Annotated in this window: 21 protein-coding genes; 5 read left to right on the top strand and 16 right to left on the bottom strand. The window is 39.0% G+C overall.

Annotated elements, in window-relative coordinates:
* Position 1 precedes the first annotated feature (1 nt).
* Both AC4IFE_RS08205 and AC4IFE_RS08200 read left to right on the top strand, forming a co-directional pair.
* Positions 2–304: a DUF3817 domain-containing protein gene (locus tag AC4IFE_RS08205; RefSeq protein ID WP_490756243.1), complete on the top strand. Its 303-nt coding sequence runs from the start codon at positions 2–4 to the stop codon at positions 302–304.
* Positions 301–654, top strand: coding sequence for a rhodanese-like domain-containing protein (locus AC4IFE_RS08200; RefSeq protein WP_490756242.1), 354 nt, complete (start codon positions 301–303; stop codon positions 652–654). Before AC4IFE_RS08205 ends, AC4IFE_RS08200 begins: the two co-directional genes overlap by 4 nt.
* 169 nt (positions 655–823) lie before the next feature.
* Here AC4IFE_RS08200 and AC4IFE_RS08195 read toward each other — a convergent pair whose 3' ends face one another.
* Both AC4IFE_RS08195 and AC4IFE_RS08190 read right to left on the bottom strand, forming a co-directional pair.
* Positions 824–1,780 (bottom strand): nitrilase family protein, encoded by a 957-nt coding sequence (locus tag AC4IFE_RS08195; protein ID WP_490756241.1) that lies wholly within the window; start codon positions 1,778–1,780, stop codon positions 824–826.
* Between the two features lie 59 nt (positions 1,781–1,839).
* Positions 1,840–2,640, bottom strand: coding sequence for an AraC family transcriptional regulator (locus AC4IFE_RS08190; protein WP_490756239.1), 801 nt, complete (start codon positions 2,638–2,640; stop codon positions 1,840–1,842).
* Positions 2,641–2,828: 188 nt separating this feature from the next.
* Here AC4IFE_RS08190 and AC4IFE_RS08185 point away from each other — a divergent pair, with 188 nt between their 5' ends.
* The gene (locus AC4IFE_RS08185; RefSeq protein ID WP_490756237.1) at positions 2,829–3,335 is read left to right on the top strand and encodes a pyridoxamine 5'-phosphate oxidase family protein; all 507 of its coding nucleotides are present in this window, start codon (positions 2,829–2,831) and stop codon (positions 3,333–3,335) included.
* A 122-nt stretch (positions 3,336–3,457) separates the two neighbouring features.
* On the opposite strand, the gene AC4IFE_RS08180 is transcribed toward AC4IFE_RS08185, so the two are convergent.
* Positions 3,458–4,603 carry an Atu1372/SO_1960 family protein gene (locus tag AC4IFE_RS08180; RefSeq protein ID WP_490756235.1) on the bottom strand — a complete coding sequence of 382 codons (1,146 nt, stop codon included), beginning with the start codon at positions 4,601–4,603 and terminating at the stop codon, positions 3,458–3,460.
* A gap of 70 nt (positions 4,604–4,673) precedes the next feature.
* Between AC4IFE_RS08180 and AC4IFE_RS08175 the strand changes: the two genes are divergently transcribed.
* Complete coding sequence (locus AC4IFE_RS08175; RefSeq protein WP_490756233.1) at positions 4,674–5,480, top strand: helix-turn-helix domain-containing protein; 807 nt, start codon at positions 4,674–4,676, stop codon at positions 5,478–5,480.
* On the opposite strand, the gene AC4IFE_RS08170 is transcribed toward AC4IFE_RS08175, so the two are convergent.
* From AC4IFE_RS08170 to AC4IFE_RS08130, 9 genes are all read right to left on the bottom strand, one after another.
* Positions 5,477–6,133 carry a DUF6766 family protein gene (locus tag AC4IFE_RS08170; protein ID WP_490756231.1) on the bottom strand — a complete coding sequence of 219 codons (657 nt, stop codon included), beginning with the start codon at positions 6,131–6,133 and terminating at the stop codon, positions 5,477–5,479. The genes AC4IFE_RS08175 and AC4IFE_RS08170 overlap by 4 nt on opposite strands.
* 64 nt (positions 6,134–6,197) lie before the next feature.
* Complete coding sequence (locus AC4IFE_RS08165) at positions 6,198–6,944, bottom strand: SDR family oxidoreductase (protein ID WP_490756229.1); 747 nt, start codon at positions 6,942–6,944, stop codon at positions 6,198–6,200.
* 6 nt (positions 6,945–6,950) lie between these two features.
* The gene (locus AC4IFE_RS08160) at positions 6,951–7,451 is read right to left on the bottom strand and encodes a CinA family protein (protein ID WP_490756227.1); all 501 of its coding nucleotides are present in this window, start codon (positions 7,449–7,451) and stop codon (positions 6,951–6,953) included.
* A gap of 42 nt (positions 7,452–7,493) precedes the next feature.
* Complete coding sequence (locus AC4IFE_RS08155) at positions 7,494–9,626, bottom strand: catalase (protein ID WP_490756225.1); 2,133 nt, start codon at positions 9,624–9,626, stop codon at positions 7,494–7,496.
* 58 nt (positions 9,627–9,684) lie between these two features.
* Positions 9,685–10,071, bottom strand: coding sequence for a hypothetical protein (locus AC4IFE_RS08150; RefSeq protein ID WP_490756223.1), 387 nt, complete (start codon positions 10,069–10,071; stop codon positions 9,685–9,687).
* A 14-nt stretch (positions 10,072–10,085) separates the two neighbouring features.
* Positions 10,086–10,388: a hypothetical protein gene (locus tag AC4IFE_RS08145; protein WP_490756221.1), complete on the bottom strand. Its 303-nt coding sequence runs from the start codon at positions 10,386–10,388 to the stop codon at positions 10,086–10,088.
* Positions 10,389–10,670: 282 nt separating this feature from the next.
* Positions 10,671–11,285: a Crp/Fnr family transcriptional regulator gene (locus AC4IFE_RS08140; protein WP_490756219.1), complete on the bottom strand. Its 615-nt coding sequence runs from the start codon at positions 11,283–11,285 to the stop codon at positions 10,671–10,673.
* Positions 11,286–11,668: 383 nt separating this feature from the next.
* Positions 11,669–11,890, bottom strand: coding sequence for a hypothetical protein (locus AC4IFE_RS08135; RefSeq protein WP_490756218.1), 222 nt, complete (start codon positions 11,888–11,890; stop codon positions 11,669–11,671).
* An 82-nt stretch (positions 11,891–11,972) separates the two neighbouring features.
* The gene (locus AC4IFE_RS08130; RefSeq protein ID WP_490756216.1) at positions 11,973–12,857 is read right to left on the bottom strand and encodes a DMT family transporter; all 885 of its coding nucleotides are present in this window, start codon (positions 12,855–12,857) and stop codon (positions 11,973–11,975) included.
* A gap of 90 nt (positions 12,858–12,947) precedes the next feature.
* On the opposite strand from AC4IFE_RS08130, the gene AC4IFE_RS08125 reads away from it, so the two are divergent.
* Complete coding sequence (locus AC4IFE_RS08125) at positions 12,948–14,360, top strand: aminotransferase-like domain-containing protein (RefSeq protein ID WP_490756214.1); 1,413 nt, start codon at positions 12,948–12,950, stop codon at positions 14,358–14,360.
* Here the strand turns inward: AC4IFE_RS08125 and AC4IFE_RS08120 are convergent, their stop codons facing one another.
* From AC4IFE_RS08120 to AC4IFE_RS08105, 4 genes are read right to left on the bottom strand one after another with little or no spacing between them, the layout of a single operon-like run.
* Positions 14,361–14,954, bottom strand: a complete 594-nt coding sequence (locus tag AC4IFE_RS08120; RefSeq protein WP_490756212.1) for a Crp/Fnr family transcriptional regulator — start codon at positions 14,952–14,954, stop codon at positions 14,361–14,363. It lies immediately after the preceding gene.
* Positions 14,955–14,956: 2 nt separating this feature from the next.
* Positions 14,957–15,331, bottom strand: coding sequence for a bacillithiol system redox-active protein YtxJ (gene ytxJ / locus AC4IFE_RS08115; RefSeq protein ID WP_490756210.1), 375 nt, complete (start codon positions 15,329–15,331; stop codon positions 14,957–14,959).
* Positions 15,328–15,789, bottom strand: a complete 462-nt coding sequence (locus AC4IFE_RS08110; protein WP_490756208.1) for a DUF1569 domain-containing protein — start codon at positions 15,787–15,789, stop codon at positions 15,328–15,330. The genes ytxJ and AC4IFE_RS08110 overlap by 4 nt, the downstream gene beginning before the upstream one ends.
* On the bottom strand, positions 15,783–16,319 hold the full coding sequence (locus AC4IFE_RS08105) for a YfiT family bacillithiol transferase (RefSeq protein WP_490756206.1): 537 nt from the start codon (positions 16,317–16,319) through the stop codon (positions 15,783–15,785). The genes AC4IFE_RS08110 and AC4IFE_RS08105 overlap by 7 nt, the downstream gene beginning before the upstream one ends.
* Position 16,320: the final 1 nt, after the last annotated feature.

Raw genomic sequence — 16,320 nt, 5'->3', positions numbered from 1 at the left:
TATGATACACTTATTGAAAACAAAAACCGGACGCCTGAGAATCCTCGCTATTCTGGAAGGAATATCTCTGCTGATGCTGGTATTCGTTGCCGTCCCTGTAAAGTACTGGCTGGGAAATCCTGTGCTTGTAAAAATGATGGGTCCGGTGCACGGAACTTTATTCCTGCTTTTTCTGTTCAACACTTTAAGCGTGGGGGTTGAGCAGCAGTGGAAATTTAAGGAAACTACCTGGAAAGTTATTCTGGCATGCTTTATTCCTTTCGGTACTTTTTATATTGATAAAAAAATTCTCAGCAGATTATGAAAAATGTACTTATTTTTTGTGGAATCATTCTTACAGTCTATATTATGTACAGGGTTTACAGCTACCAGACTTTAGATGACGGTTTAGATCGACTCATTAAAAAAGGAGCTGTTATCCTGGATGTAAGAACGGAAAAGGAATATACAATGGAACATATTGAAGGCTCTGTGAATATTTCTTTGGGAACAATCCGGGAAAGATATACAGAACTTGATCCTGACAAAACTTATATCACGGTCTGTTCTCATGGCTTACGCAGTGTAAAAGCTGAAAGCATCCTAAAAGAAAGAGGTTTTAAGCATGTGCATAATGGCGGAGCCTGGAGTGATCTTCAGGGATTGATAAAGTGAGGAAGTTGGGAACCGGAAGATGGAAGTTATTGAGGTTAAAAATATGATTCTATTTCATTACATTGTTTATTTAATAACTATCCTGAGGTAATTTCGAAAAGTGTCGTTCAAAATTTAAAACCTTGACAAAATATCTTCCGGCTTCCAACTTACAGCCTCATAAGCCAGACTAAAGAGTATTATCCTTCATCCAGACGACTTTCTGCTCAGAATGATGCTCCATACCGATAATATCTCTGTACAGTTCCGGTCTTCTTGCCTGGATATACCTGCTTCCTCCACTCTGATCCAGCTTTTCAGGAGAAATGGTAACAGTTTCAAAGCTGTCATTGAACGAACGGCATTCTGCAATAATATCTCCAAACGGATCAATGATCATGGAACAGCCATTTTTAAGCTGATCATCATCCATCCCGACAGGATTTGAGAAAACTATGTACATTCCATTATCATAAGCCCTTGCCGGTAACCACTTCATCAGCCAGTCCCTTCCCTTCATCCCGTTGAATTCAAGACGAAGTGATGTAGGATCGGATTCTCTGTTCTTCCATAATTCCGGGTCTACAAAACCAGCTCCCGGCCTTGTAGAAGGGGTACACATCGTAACGTGAGGCATGAAAATGATGTCCGCTCCCAAGAGTCTTGTCGCTCTTACATTTTCAATGATATTATTATCGTAACAGATAAGAATACCACACTTCCATCCATGAATATCAAAGACACAATATTCATTTCCGGGTGTCAGGTGAGGATTAATAAACGGATGAAGCTTTCTGTATTTTGCTTTCAATCCGGTTTTATCCACACAAACATAAGCTTTGAAGATACGATCATTTTCATCTTTTTCGAAAAGTCCGGCCAGAATGGTTATGTTGTATTGACTGGCGATCTGCTGTAATCTTTGAATACTTTTTCCTGCAGGGATCAACTCTGCAATATCCAGAAGCTGGTCTTTTGAAAGGTTTCTGGCAAAGGTGTACCCGGTAATTGAGCATTCATGAAAGGCAATTACCTTTGAGCCTTTGGCTGCTGCTTCTGCCGCTAATTTCTCTATAACTGAAAGATTGTATGCTTTGTCGCCACTCTTATTTTCGAACTGGGCGGTAGAAATTTTGAGATTGTCCATCTTTTTTTACTGCAAAACTACCAGTCAGGCTTATCCGAAGATTGTAAAAAACCGACATTTCAATGTAATTCGATAAAATTGATTGCCAGTTTATTTTTTGTTTTCAGATATTGGTTTGGAGTGAGCCCGGTATTATTTTTAAAATCTTTGATCAGATGCGACTGGTCCGTATAGCCTGCATCGTAAGAAAGCCCGGCAATACTTTCCCTGTCAGCATTTTTCTTCATGAGGCTGATAAAATGATGAAGCCGGATAATATTTCCGTACTTTTTGGGCGTTAAACCAATGTAATCTTCAAATTTCCTTTCAAGGTGCCGCTCAGAATATCCGGTGAACAGCTCCAGATCTTTTGAGGTTATCGAACCTTTATTGTTAAGCATCAGCTGCTGAACAGCTGTGACCAGCTCATGGTCAGTACTGCTGCTTCCGGAAATGAATCTAGTGAAGAAATTATTCAGCTGAGTGATGATAAATTCAGGCTTTTTTCCTGCCAGAAGATGTTCCTGAAAAGACAACAGCTCACTTTTTAAAACATCTTCCACTGAAATAATCTGGTCTTTTGCTTCTTTTGCTGAAATTTTAAGAAGAATATTAAAGAAATAAGGCTGAAAAACCACTGCGATCATAGAAAATGATCCTTTCACTGCAAAATCCCTGTGTGCCGAAAGTTGTCCATAGAAAAAAGAAGAAGGAACACCGCCTTTTAAAGCACCTGTATAAAAATCCTGGTTACCAGACAGGATCAGCCCGGTGCTGCCGTCTGTAAACAACCTCAGTTTTTTATACTCATTTCCCGCATTTTCTAAAAAGATATAATGTCGGATATAAGATGATAAATGCTTGGGTGGCTTGATCTGCATGATGCAAAGCTACACAGAATAAAATATCTTTATTGGTGATTTTAAAGAATTTTTTTAATTATTACTACCACAAAAAACTATTGTTTGGTCAGGTATTTGAATGTTTAATGAATAAAATTATTGATTCTCTCCACTGAGGAATTCAATTTTAATATAGAACTCAATACCAATCACTAAATTATAATATTATGTCAACACAGAATTTAACCCACCTCGAAGCCATTAAAAAAATCAAAGAACTGTCGGAAAATGCAAGGACATGTATGTTCTGTACCGAGCTTGAAACAATTCCGGTTAATTCCCGTCCCATGACCCTGCAGGAAACAGATGACAGCGGTAATTTATGGTTTATCAGCAGTGCTTCAAGCAATAAAAATTTTGAAATAAAAGAAGACCGCAGGGTACAGCTGTTTTTTATGAACAACAGCGATTCACAATATCTTTCTGTTTATGGTGAAGCTTCCGTTTATAAAGATAAAGCTACCATTGAAGAAAAATGGTCACCCATGGCCAAAGCATGGTTTGACGGTAAGGACGATCCGGATGTATCGATTATCCGTGTAGAACCCAAAGAAACATACTATTGGGATACAAAAGCCGGAAAACTTGTCAGCCTGTTCAGCTTTGTAGCCTCTGCCCTAACCGGCATTAAAACCAATAATGCTGACGGTGTGGAAGGAAATGCTACTGTATAAATAAAGCATCCTCTATTACAACATAAAAAACACTGGTGGACGAGGTATCTCAACCACCAGTGTTTTTATTTCTTCCCATTTTTGATTGCTCACAACGACTTGCAGAACATATCCGTTCGGTTCTACTCCACTTCAAAAACAGCCTGTATCTCCACAGAGGAATTCACAGGAATAGATGAAGCTCCCAAGGTGGCTCTGGCATGTTTCCCTTTTTCTCCAAAGACTTCTACGGTAAGATCCGATGCAACATTCATCAGGTCTGCGTGTTTTGTATAATCGTCTTTTGTATTGAAAATTCCTGTCAGCTGTACACATTGTTTTACCTTATTGAGATCGCCGCCTACCGCTTCTTTCAAAACAGCAATAACATTAAGCATGGTAGCTTTTGCAGCCTCCTTTACCTGCTGTTCGGTAAGGTCAACGCCTAATTTGCCGGGATTTAAGATTTTCCCGTCTTTCAAAGCGACCTGATTGATAAACACCAGGTTTCCGGTGCGTACAAACGGCTTATAATTTCCGGCAGGCTGGGGAACCTGTGGCAGAATAATATTTTTCTGCTTCAAAAGATCATCAAAATCCTGAGATTTTACCGGAATTACAGCTGCTGCTTGTTTTTTAGAAAATGTACCTTTCAGAGCCAAAGCTGTCTTGGCAAAATTTCGTCCCTGGAGCTCCGCCAGTCCACGTTCATCTTTTGTGGGCCTTTCAACATCTTTCAGTGATGCCATGCTTGTAATGCCTAAAACAGTATTCCCTTGTGGAATCGCCTTGTTGATATTTTCCGTTCCTCTGATCCCATTGGAAACTAAGATCATTCCATGAACCGCAAGACTGTTCCAGAAAGCCTGAAGTGCCAGTTCCTTTCCTGCTCCGCTTCCGGCAGACATAAAAACTGTTGCAGGCATTCCTTCCAGCGCATGGCTGGTCCATAACTGAACAGTTTTGGATAAAAACTCACTCATTCCTGTACTGATATTCCCAAAGTAAACAGGCGATCCAAAAGCAATTCCATCATAAGAAGGCAGCTCATCTGCTGAGGCTACAGGAATGTTTGTCAGTTTAGGATTGGAAGATGCTTTAACCTGCTTGATGACTGCAACTGCATTTTTACTGCTTTCAATACCGGATGCAATTTCTTTGGCCAGTTCATAGGTTCCTCCGTTATCGGAATGAATGAGGACCAATATTTTAGCTTTATTGTCTTGTGCCATGACCGTGGTGATTTTTAATAATAGAATTAATACAAAAACCGTACTTAGTTTTTTCATTTTTTAATAGAATAAATAATTACAATACAAAATTAGTACTGTCGTTTTTATTAAATTTGCCAAAAATTCTATGCAGAACGACATCATAAAATGCGGCTTAACCGAACAGGCCGGCAGCCGCTTTGTAGATACCATTGAAAAAGAAGCTTATGTATGGTGTGAGGAAGGCTGGAAACATGATGATCATGAGCATGCCCACCAGCGTTCCCAGCTTACTTTTGTGGAAGAAGGATATCAGTATTTTCATATAGACCAGAAAATCTATCTTGTGCCTCAGCATCATGTTATCTGGATTCCCTCCGGAAAAGCACACAGGATAAGTTCGGAAGCAAAAACGGTTAACCTGATGGTTTTTCTGTTCAAAACTGTTTTCGGTGACAATTTTTATCAAAATGTTCACGTTTTTGCTGTTCCTGCTGTTTTGAAAGAAATGCTTTTATATGCCTCAAAATGGAATCAGCTGACCGAAGAAGATGAGGAACAGGATTTGTTTTTTAGGGCCATTTTGAGAAGTCTTCCCAATTTCTGCAGAGAGAACAGCTATCTTGAAATCCCTGTTCCATCGGATGTCCGTCTTATTCCGGTCTGTACCTCTATCAATTCAAATTTTAAATACAGTCTTAACACTGATGAACTGGCTGATAAAGCACAGATGTCTGTAAGAAGCTTACAGAGGAATTTTAAGAATGAAACAGGAATTACCCTACAGAAATACCTGCAGCTTGTCAGGATATTAAAGAGCGTAGAACTGATTGATACGGGACAGTATACTTTAAGCCAGATTGCTTATAAGGTAGGTTACCAAAGCCTGTCTGCCTTTACATCTTCTTATTATTCGATCATGAAAGCCAAACCCAAAGTGAAAAAATTAAGTTAAGGTGTTTCATCATGAGCCATATCTACCGGTTTGGATTCCGGTGATCCCTTTTCACGGAGCCATATAGACAGGATGACTAAGGAGGCTACTGCCAGAAACTCGCTCTGCCAGTTCTGAAAGGATTCAAACCAGAATCTGGACTCTGATATATACTGTAATGCAGTAACGGTGGGCTCTTTTTTTACAATCTGCTCTTCATTGAATTCCTTCATACTTCCATAGAAATGCATCGCGAAGCTGAGAATAAATAAAACAGCAAAAGCCAAGGATAAAGAATGCTTATAAATACTCAGCCATACTCCGCCTTTTTTTACCGGCCACGGAGCATTGGCGTGGGCTTTCGGTTCCCTGTCTACATCTTCTTTTTCTTCCAGGGATTTCGATTCACTGGAACCTTTTTGCCTCAAGGAGACTGTGAGTACAACATACAGCATCATCTGGAGAAACTCACTTTCCCAGTTTTCGAAAGTAGCCTGTATAAAATGTCCGCTCCGGACATAGGCTCCCAGACTAAGCATTGAGCCGCCTTCTTCTGAAAGGTCTTTGTTCAGTGTTTTCCATCCCATGAAAAACTGTCCTGTAAGGCTTAAAAGCATTAATGCAAGTAAAACAATACTTAAACTATTACGGTAAAAGAAACTTTTTTTAGGCATAATTGACAGTTTAAATGGTTAAGGTTCAAAATTACAGTTCCAAAACTCATATTGCTGCAGGATTTTATCCGTTAACAATCAGACCTCCGTTCGGGTGAAGAACCTGTCCCGTAATCTGGGCGGCACCACTGCCGGCAAGGAATAAAAAGCTGGCTGCAACTTCTTCCGGAGTAGCATTTCTTTCGAAAGGAGGTTTGTTGGGATCTTCTTTTTCCTCTCCAAAGGTTTTTTGAGTAAGTGGTGTTGCTACTGGCCCTGGAGCAACTGCATTAATGCGGATTCCGTTCGGTTTTGCCTGAAGTGCCAGAGAACGTGTGAAAGATACAATAGCACCTTTGGTTGCGGCATAGTCCAGAAGCTCCGGATGTCCCTGATAAGCGGCTGCAGAAGTAGTATTAATTACGCTGCTTCCCTCTTTCAGGTAAGGAAAAACGACTTTCGTCAGCAGGATCATTCCTATGATATTGGAATCAAAAGTTTTCCGGATATTTTTTTCTTCGAGATTTTCTATGTTTTCTGCCGGAAACTGTACGCCTGCATTATTGATGAGGATATCAATGCCTCCAAATGCAGAAACTACTTTCTTTGTGGTATCTTCACAAAAATCGTAATCATTGATATCCCCACTGAAAATGATGCATTTTCTGCCCATCTGCTCAATCTGTTCTTTTGTTTTTTGGGCATCATTATCATCCTTATGATAAATAATGGCAATATTGGCTCCTTCCTTTGCAAAAAGTAATGCTGTGGCCTTACCAATTCCACTGTCTGCACCTGTAATAAGAACGGATTTATCTTTTAATTCCCCCATATGAAATTACTTTAAAATTAGAAGTTGGTTAATTTCACTTTTAAAGCATCCCAGGATAAATTCTGTATAATATAACTGTGCATTCAGAGCCTGGGTTTTAGGATGCAGTTCCAGTTTTTTGGTGAGAATAATTTCACCTTTGTAAGAAAAGGCAAAGTAAGCAAAGATCTTATAGGATGAATTTCTGATGGGTGTACAATACCCTGTAGTCGCAATCGACCAGTCAGACTCAAACAGCTTTGCTACATTAAGAGCCATAGTTCGTGCGATATTTTCCGATACGCAGTCGCATTCTTCAGCTTCCTGCCTGTCTACATTCAGCAATTTTACTTTCTGAGGCAGTGTATAGGCCGTCATACCGCCCTTGTAAAAAAGGGAGGCATTCGGCATTTGTGAAAAAGCCAGCTGGAGACAGCCTGATGTAACACTTTCTGCAATTGAAATTGTTTCGTCCGCAGTCATGAGAGACTGGCTTATATATTCTAAAAGACTTTTTTGAAATTCCATAATTTTAAATATTTAGTGTGTGAAGGTGTGTTTGTATTTCGTCTACCTATTTCTTTCCATTTCAAGATCCCATACTCTGTGTCCGGCTATTGCTGTAATAAACTGTTTATCAGTTCCGCCGTCTTTTGAAATAATTACAGCGCGATCTTCATGTTTTTTCATGGCTATATTGCTGCTCATGTAAAGTTCTTCTGTTCCTGCTCCGAAATAAATGGCCTTACAATGCTTATAGGCTTCATTGATGAAACGGAGGCTCAGATGCCTGTTTTCGGGAGCCATCAGTTCTGCTGCCGATTTTTCTCCGGCACCGATGTATAACGCATCAAAACAGACACTGGCGGTACTGGTAAGAGAGTGCTTTGGAGTTAATGGTCCGTTATCAGTTATAACGGGAGCCAAACTCGGTGCGATAATTTCTACTTTTGCCCCTTTACTTTCAAGTTTAGTTTTCAGATCAGTAAGAGCGGCTCCATCTGCACCATTGGCAATAATAAACCCGATCTTTCTGCTTTTGATAGTGTCCTTAACGGTATCCTTCATGCTTAGTGCCTGGGATATTTTCGTCTTAGGCTCTCTTTCTTTACTCTGAAGGTCTGCGATATTAGCATCAGCAGGAATGCTTTGGTTAGGCTGTTCTAATTTTTTAACTTTTACACCTAATTTTTCGGCTACTTTTTTGGCAAGATCATGATCAATAAAATTCAGCTGTCCTACCATTCTTTCCCTGATCTCCGGTATCGTTACTTTCGAAAGTTCAAAAACAAGGGCATTCTGAAGATGGGTCTGTTCAGGAACCGACTGGCTGTTATAGAATAATTTTGCCTGTGAATAATGGTCTACAAAGCTCTGGCTTCTTCTTCTGACCTTCTCACCCGAAACTCTTTCCTGATGGGAAGCAAATCCGCCTTCTGACATCATGGCCTGGAAAGGACATCCGCCTCCGATGGAATTGGGTTCATAGCTTACTTTTCCTTTGGCAATCTGCTGTCTCATATGTCCGTCACGCTGGTTGTTATGGACTGTATTGATGGATCTGTTGATCGGTATTTCATGAAAATTAGGTGATCCTAATCTTGATAACTGGGTATCGGTGTATGAAAATAATCTTCCCTGAAGCAAAGGATCGTTACTGAAATCTATTCCTGGAACCAAATGTCCCGGATGGAATGCTACCTGTTCTGTTTCTGCAAAAAAATTCTCCGGATTTTTATTAAGGGTTAAAGTTCCGATGATTTCTACGGGAATTTCTTCTTCAGGAATCAGTTTTGTAGGGTCCAGAAGATCAAAATCAAATTGATGCTCGTTCTCTTCCGGGATCAGCTGCACGCCGAAATCCCATTCCGGATAGGCTCCGTTTTCAATGGCCTCCCATAAATCTCTTTTATGGAAATCAGGATCTACCCCGGAGATTCTCTGAGCTTCGTCCCAGGCTACAGAGTGTATTCCCAGTTTGGGTTTAAAATGGAATTTAACGAAATGAGCTTTTCCTTCGTCATTAATAAACTTGAAAGAATGGACTCCAAAGCCTTCCATCATTCTTAAACTTCTGGGGATGGCTCTGTCGCTCATGAGCCACATGATCATATGCATGCTTTCCGGCATCAGCGAAATGAAATCCCAAAATGTGTCATGGGCAGAAGCGGCCTGTGGAATCTCATTATCCGGTTCCGGTTTCACGGCATGAACCAGATCAGGGAATTTAATGGCATCCTGAATGAAAAAGACAGGCATGTTATTCGCTACCAGGTCATAATTCCCTTCTTCTGTATAAAATTTTATTGCAAAACCTCTTACATCTCTCGCCAGATCGGTACTTCCCTTGCTCCCTGCTACAGTTGAGAATCTTACAAAAACAGGAGTTTCCTTCCCTACTTCTGATAAAAATTTCGCTTTGGTATAGGCGCTAAGGCTTTTTTTGAGCTTAAAAACACCATGTGCTCCGGAACCTCTTGCATGAACAATTCTTTCCGGAATTCTTTCATGATCGAAATGGGTTATTTTTTCTCTCAGAATGAAGTCTTCCAGCAAGGTAGGACCTCTGTCTCCGGATTTTAACGAATCCTGATTATTGTTGATTTTCAGCCCTTGGTTAGTAGTTAGTTTTTCGTTTTCATTAGAAGTGCTGTGTGCCTCAAGCTGGTCTAACTTCTTGTTGTTTTGGGTATCATTTTTCATATCAATTTATCTTTTAATGTGGTGTGAAGGTTAAAATCAAACTAAAATCTTTTATGGATTATTCCTTTTCTGCTCTGTCTTTTTCCAGGGTGTTTAGCAGTTTATTAAGATATTCCTCTTCTTTTAATACTTTATAGTATGCTGTTTTGGCATAGAGCGTAAAGTATGAATTCTCAATATTTATTTCTGTATTCAGGTTTTCCGGAGGCACGGTACTTTTACCGTGATACTCACTGATATTCAGAATATATTCCTTAATATAAGTGTCAATTACATTTTTCAGAATGTCACATTTTGCATTATTTTTTATCTTTTCCAGAGATTTGATCAGAAAAGCGGTAACTCCGTAAGAATTGATCGCACTTGGAAACAAAGATTCATTCTCTATCATATTGTTTTTATCATATAATCCGGAATGTATTAAGGTGTCGTTTTCAAATATCATATTCGTAGCGGTTATTAGTTATCGGAAATTTTTAAATATTTCTCAAAATAATGAAGATCTTCCTTGTCTTTGATTGAAAGATAGAACATAATCTGCTCAGGTTCTTTCAGTCCTATACTGCCGAAACAGTCGAAATGTGCAATCAGAGCCTGGATATTTTCAATTTCTATGTCTTTCAGGATCACAAACAATAAAAAAATGTTATCCTTTATTTCTTTGGCGTAGATAGCCGCCCCATCTTCAAACCAGTTTCCTTTATTAGAAACTTTAATGAAGTCTTTATGCTTTAATGTTTTTACTATTTTCTGACAATTCATATTGAGTAATTGTGGTTTTATACTTTCGGGAGAAGTTTCAACATCAATTTCTCTGAATTGCTGCTATTTTCAGTATCGCTACTGATTTTTATAAATCAATATGAATGGCATACGGCAATCTGGTGCTTCATGCTGTAGAGCAATGACCGGAATTTTTAATCATCTGAAAAGCTGAAGCTTTAAACTGCTCTTACCTGTTTAAGAATTGTATTGAAACTTATTGTTTCAAATTTACATATGAATAATTCACTTTTTTATGACCTGAATCATATTAAGCACTGGCTAATAAATAATTTTCCTGTCTTCTATGGTAATATTTCCCTCTTTTTCCATTTTTTTTAAGGCTCTGATCACTGTCTCTACACGTAAACCTACCAGGTTGGCGATCTGCTGTCTTGTAAGCTGTACATGAAAGCAGCTTCCACAGCTGTCATCATGATAGCTTTTAAGATAATTAAGAAGCCCTGTCAGCCTTGAAATAGGATTCAGAGAGGCCATATTCTGGATCATGATCGCTTTGAAATAAAGCCTGTGGGAAAGGCAGGCATTCATTTCCAGAGAAAGCTTTGGATCTGTCTTTATTAATTTGAGAAACTGATCTCGCGGGACTCTAATAATTTCCATAGGACTGATACATATGGCATTCATAGGATAAAATTTATCCAAAAAGAGCATTGAATCCCCAAAGCTCTGATTTTTTCCGAGAATGTTATGTATAAATTCTTTTCCCTCATCATCATAATTGTTCAGTTTCACTTTTCCCTCTACGATCTGTAAGTAATAAAGAGAATGGTCTCCCTCTCTGTATATAATCTCACCTTTTTTGTATTGTTTGGTTTCTCCTCCATATGAGTACAGCACTTCTTCGGCTATATTCATGCAGCTTATTGTCTTCATAGTTTTTTTTAAAATATTTTCAATAAAAAATAGTGAAATTTATTATTGAAATTACGTTTAAAATAAATTTTTATTATTAAAATATTTGGAAAATTTATTTTTTGCTCTCTATATGCTGTTTCTATTAGTTTTTTTTAGTAAAAAATTATAAAATCAGATTCAATCAAACCAAATACAAATATTGAACCTTATTGTTTTGTGAATCGTTAAAATACGTTAAATAAATGAGCGAAAACAAAATATATCATTGAAGTCTTACAGAGTAAATCATCATATTGGATATATGTGAATTCTCGATCTAAGCTGTAACCGGCAACTGACTTAAAAAAGACATTAAAACCCGCTTTAAATAAAACGGGTTTTAAAATCTATGAATGATAAAATTATTTTTTGATAACCTTAGCTGTATCTGTTTTTTTGGTAGCTGCAGGATCTGCAGTATGCAAAGTATCGGAAGGCACAGGAGTAGTAGTAACAACAGTGTCTGCCGGTACTCTATCAATTATGACACTGTCTGTTGTTGTGGTAGAAGTGTCTACTTTTGTTTCCTTTTTGCAGCTCAATACGGTTAGGCCTAATAGCATTAATGCGATGGTAAATTTCATAATAGATATATTTTGTAATGTGATCCAAAGATAATTCATTACTAAATGTCCTTTTATGACTTGGATCATAATGCTATTTTGATTATTTCGCAAATTTTTTAGTTCCTGCAACACATAAAATAACTCCGATGGTGACTCCCACCATACCCATGCTCACCTGCTCATGAAGGAAGTAAGCAGCAAGGGCGAGTCCGAAAAAAGGCTGCAGCAGCTGTAGCTGCCCTACCGTTGCAATACCTCCCTGCGCCAGACCTTTGTACCAGAATATAAATCCAATGAACATACTGAAAAGAGAAATGTAGGCCATCCCGAACCACCCCCGGAAGCTTACCGTCTCAATATGATCCGGAAAGTAAATGAAGAATAGAGGAATCATGATTGGCAGAGCCAATACCAGTGCCCAGGAAATTACCTGCCATCCACCTAATGTTTTTGAAAGCTTAGCACCCTCGGCATATCCCATACCACAAAGAATAACCGCAAGAAGCATAAGGATATCGCCAACAGGTGAAGCAGATATTCCCTGAGAAACAGCGTAGCCTATCACTAAAAGGCTCCCGATGATAGAAAAAAACCAAAATATAGGATGCGGCCTTTCTCCGCCACGGAAAACTCCGAATACAGCAGTTGCCAAAGGAAGCATTCCTAAGAATACAATAGAATGTGCCGAACTAAGATACTGAAGTGCCAGTGCGGAAAGAAGTGGAAAGCCAACTACACAACCTATAGAAACCAGCAAAAGGGGAAATATCTGATTCTTTTCAGGGCGTTTTTCTTTATAAATCATCAGAACAGAAAGTGCCAGAATTCCTGCAATAGCTGCACGGGCTATGGTTACAAAAATCGGGCTCATTTCCATTACAGCCAATTTGGTTGCAGGCATAGAGCCACTGAATAGCAGTACCCCTATAAAGCCGTTAATCAACCCGCTTATATTTTCATCTTTAGAAATTTTATCAGTCATCATTTTTTATTTTTTTTGATAATTCAAAATTAAAGCGCCTAAATGAATAAACACAGTCCCAGTTTTGTACATTTGCATGAGCACAGTTTAAAAATGAGCAAAGAATTTAGATATACAGAAATTGCTGACGGGATTGCTTCCCAGATCAGAAATGGTGTACTGAAGACAGGAGACAGACTGCCTTCGGTAAGAATGATGTGCCAGGAACATCAGGTAAGCATGAATACGGCAAAACGTGTTTTCCTTGAACTTGAGTCACAGTCTTTAATTGAATCCAAACCCCAGTCAGGTTATTTCGTCAGCAGACTGATGTCTGTGAAGCTTCCTCTTCCTGGGGTAAGCCGGCCTTCCCTTATTGCCAATAATGATGAACCGGACGAACTGATCAGCAGGGTCTATGAAAATATGGGTAAAAAAGGATTTACATTTTTTTCCATCGGAATTCCTTCAGGAGATCTTCTGCCACAGGCCAAATTAAAGAAGGAGATCATCAACGCAACCCGTGAATTAAAAGAAGGAGGAACGGAATATGAGGAGCTTCAGGGAAATTTAAAATTGCGGAGAATGATTGCGATCCGTTCTCTTCAGTGGGGTGGAAATCTCAGTGAAAATGATTTGATTACTACAAATGGTGGGATGAATGCACTATCTTTCTGCCTGATGGCTTTAGGCAAACCCGGAGATACAATAGCTATTGAAAGTCCCTGCTATCCGGGTATTTTACAGCTGGCGCACGGACTGGGCTTAAATGTGCTTGAGCTTCCGACCCACCCGACAACTGGTATTGAAATAGAAGCCCTGCGAAAAGTAATTCCGCAGATAGATCTGTGTTTGTTAATTCCTAATTTTAATTCACCGCTGGGAAGCTGTATGCCGGATGAAAATAAAAAAGAGATTGTGAGAATGCTTTCTGAAAACAGGATTCCCCTGATAGAAGATGATGTATATGGTGATCTTTATTTTGGACCGAGCCGTCCGAAATGCTGCAAATCGTTCGACAGAGACGGGAACGTGTTGTACTGCAGCTCAATTTCAAAGACACTGGCTCCGGGGTATCGTGTAGGATGGATTGCACCGGGGAGATATAAGGATAAAATAATGAAGCTTAAACTGCTCCATTCCACTTCGTCTATTTCTATTGTTAATGAAGCAGTGGCCAATTTCCTCAAGTCCGGAAGATATGAAAAACATCTCCATCAAATGCGGAAAGCTCTTCAGAATAATTATCAGAATTATGTGCAGACCATCGCAGACTATTTCCCTGAAGGTACAAAAACAAGCCGCCCGCAAGGAGGTCTTTCCCTGTGGGTGGAATTTGATAAAAGTATCCGTACCACTGAACTCTATGATCTGGCGATTAAGCAGAACATCAGTATTGCTCCGGGCAGGATGTTTACCCTGCAGGATCAGTTTGAAAACTGCATGCGTCTGTGTATCGGTCTTCCATGGACGGAAGAAACCAGGCTGTGTCTTCAGAAGGTTGGAACTCTCGCAAAAAAGATCTGATTATCTGTCAGGAACAAAATTTTTCCGTGCCAGCTCTTTTCTTACCCTGCTCAGGCTTTCAGGCGTGATTCCAAGGTAAGAAGCGATCATCCACTGGGGAACTCTCAAAAGAAGGTCGGGATACATCTTAATGAATTTCATGTATCTTTCTTCTGCCGTTTCTCCCAATAAAGAATTGATCCTGTTCTGCAGGCTTCTGATGTGCTTCTGTAAAAGAAAGTCACTTCTTTCGATACTGTTAGGAAATTGCTCTACAAGATTATTGAAAAAGTCAGGGTGCAGAAACAGAACCTCTGTATCTTCCACCGCTTCTATATAGTAAATTGATTTTTCGTTAAAGTAAAGGCTGCTTCGGTCGGAAATCAGCCAGCTTTCCGGGGCAAACTGTATAATATGCTCTTTCCCGTTCTTGTCAATGGAATACATTTTCAACAGCCCTTTTTCCACAAAGAATATATACCTGCAGATTTCACCATACTGTAAAAGAAACTGATTTTTAGGTATTTTCTTTACTTCATAGTGTAAGCTGCACATGTTCACTTTTTCTAAAGGAACATTTAATACTTTGGCTAGATATGTGTTAATATTCTTCATTATCAAACCTGGCTTGCGGATATATCTTCATGCGATGCACTGTTAATGACTTGTCCATCTTCAATTACGATCAGTTGAGGGCTTTCATGCCTGATTCCAAAGTCTTTGGCAATTTTATTGGAAATGGATCTGTATTCCAGCAAATCTAAGAAATATAAATCCAGCTTATTATCCAAACTATCTATTTCTTTTTCAAAGTTTTTCAATACTGTTTTGCTGATGAAGCAGCGTGTTGAATGTTTGAAAATAGCAATTTTATGGTGATGGGATGCTTCAATAGCCTTAGCCAGGTCTTCCTCAGATGTTATTTTTTTCCAGAAGGATTGATGCTCAGGGCTGTTTTCTTTTCCTCCGAATATTTTATCAAAAAAACTCATACGTTAAATTGTTTTAAATGATGATCAAGATGCTTGTATTCTAAAAATCCCCAGTCTTTTTCAGTCATTTTCCCGAATAATCTGTGACGGTCCGGAAGGTCTTTATTTTCAGATGCTGTCCGGAAGTCTTTCAGTGTATTCAGCAGATTGGTTTTTGATTCATCAAAATCACATTCAAAATTAATGATTAGTTTTTGAAAAGTAGGCATGTTTCGGGGAATTCCGTTGTTAAAGATCTGCATTTCTATTTTGGTAACGATTCCTATTGCGGAAATAAAGAAATTAAGCTCCGGAAGTTCAATTTTTCTTAGAGCTATCTGAAGAACAAAATCACAGTGTTTCAGCATCTGGGAAACGGACATTCTCCCCCATCTTTTTTGAGTATTTTCAGTAAGAAGGGAGATCCTGTACACAATTTCTTCAAAATAAACGGGATTATTCAGACTTTTCTTTACCACCCTTTTTCTTTCTTCAGATTTTCAATATGGGCAAAATGATGATTACAGTGCCATACATAAAAAGCAAGATAATGTCTTAAGTCATAATCTTTATTCTGCTCCGGATGCCGGAATGTTCTTTCGAACTGTTTATTGGTAAGGGTATTAAGCAGGACGGTCCACCTCTGATGGGTTCCTTTAATCATTCTCATTGCAGGTTTTACTGGCATATTAACACTATCCTGGAGTTCTGCCCATTTGGCTTCATCATAAGGTTTGATCACAGGATTATCTTCTGTAAGGGCAAGCTTAAAACGTATAAAACTGTTGATATGGCTGTCTGCAATGTGGTTAACAAGCTGACGGACCGTCCACCCTCCTTCTCTGTAAGGGGTATCTAATTGTTCATCCGTGAAATGCTCAATAAGATCTTTCAGTCTTGCCGGAAAATTCTTGATGACCTTAATATGTTCATCCAGCTTCGTGTCACAGATATTTTCGGACTGCTGAAACTGGCCGATGGGAAATTTCTTTTGCTCTAGATCGTTCATT

This window comes from Chryseobacterium sp. UF-81 (assembly GCF_058245105.1).
This window is presented reverse-complemented; position numbering and strand designations above follow the sequence as displayed.

Excerpts from the sequence above, each read along its gene's own strand:
- AC4IFE_RS08205 (WP_490756243.1), top strand. The coding sequence starts at position 2 with ATGATACACTTATTGAAAACAAAAACCGGACGCCTGAGAATCCTCGCT.
- AC4IFE_RS08200 (WP_490756242.1), top strand. The coding sequence starts at position 301 with ATGAAAAATGTACTTATTTTTTGTGGAATCATTCTTACAGTCTATATT.
- AC4IFE_RS08195 (WP_490756241.1), bottom strand. The coding sequence starts at position 1,780 with ATGGACAATCTCAAAATTTCTACCGCCCAGTTCGAAAATAAGAGTGGC.
- AC4IFE_RS08190 (WP_490756239.1), bottom strand. The coding sequence starts at position 2,640 with ATGCAGATCAAGCCACCCAAGCATTTATCATCTTATATCCGACATTAT.
- AC4IFE_RS08185 (WP_490756237.1), top strand. The coding sequence starts at position 2,829 with ATGTCAACACAGAATTTAACCCACCTCGAAGCCATTAAAAAAATCAAA.
- AC4IFE_RS08180 (WP_490756235.1), bottom strand. The coding sequence starts at position 4,603 with ATGAAAAAACTAAGTACGGTTTTTGTATTAATTCTATTATTAAAAATC.
- AC4IFE_RS08175 (WP_490756233.1), top strand. The coding sequence starts at position 4,674 with ATGCAGAACGACATCATAAAATGCGGCTTAACCGAACAGGCCGGCAGC.
- AC4IFE_RS08170 (WP_490756231.1), bottom strand. The coding sequence starts at position 6,133 with ATGCCTAAAAAAAGTTTCTTTTACCGTAATAGTTTAAGTATTGTTTTA.
- AC4IFE_RS08165 (WP_490756229.1), bottom strand. The coding sequence starts at position 6,944 with ATGGGGGAATTAAAAGATAAATCCGTTCTTATTACAGGTGCAGACAGT.
- AC4IFE_RS08160 (WP_490756227.1), bottom strand. The coding sequence starts at position 7,451 with ATGGAATTTCAAAAAAGTCTTTTAGAATATATAAGCCAGTCTCTCATG.
- AC4IFE_RS08155 (WP_490756225.1), bottom strand. The coding sequence starts at position 9,626 with ATGAAAAATGATACCCAAAACAACAAGAAGTTAGACCAGCTTGAGGCA.
- AC4IFE_RS08150 (WP_490756223.1), bottom strand. The coding sequence starts at position 10,071 with ATGATATTTGAAAACGACACCTTAATACATTCCGGATTATATGATAAA.
- AC4IFE_RS08145 (WP_490756221.1), bottom strand. The coding sequence starts at position 10,388 with ATGAATTGTCAGAAAATAGTAAAAACATTAAAGCATAAAGACTTCATT.
- AC4IFE_RS08140 (WP_490756219.1), bottom strand. The coding sequence starts at position 11,285 with ATGAAGACAATAAGCTGCATGAATATAGCCGAAGAAGTGCTGTACTCA.
- AC4IFE_RS08135 (WP_490756218.1), bottom strand. The coding sequence starts at position 11,890 with ATGAAATTTACCATCGCATTAATGCTATTAGGCCTAACCGTATTGAGC.
- AC4IFE_RS08130 (WP_490756216.1), bottom strand. The coding sequence starts at position 12,857 with ATGATGACTGATAAAATTTCTAAAGATGAAAATATAAGCGGGTTGATT.
- AC4IFE_RS08125 (WP_490756214.1), top strand. The coding sequence starts at position 12,948 with ATGAGCAAAGAATTTAGATATACAGAAATTGCTGACGGGATTGCTTCC.
- AC4IFE_RS08120 (WP_490756212.1), bottom strand. The coding sequence starts at position 14,954 with ATGAAGAATATTAACACATATCTAGCCAAAGTATTAAATGTTCCTTTA.
- ytxJ (WP_490756210.1), bottom strand. The coding sequence starts at position 15,331 with ATGAGTTTTTTTGATAAAATATTCGGAGGAAAAGAAAACAGCCCTGAG.
- AC4IFE_RS08105 (WP_490756206.1), bottom strand. The coding sequence starts at position 16,319 with ATGAACGATCTAGAGCAAAAGAAATTTCCCATCGGCCAGTTTCAGCAG.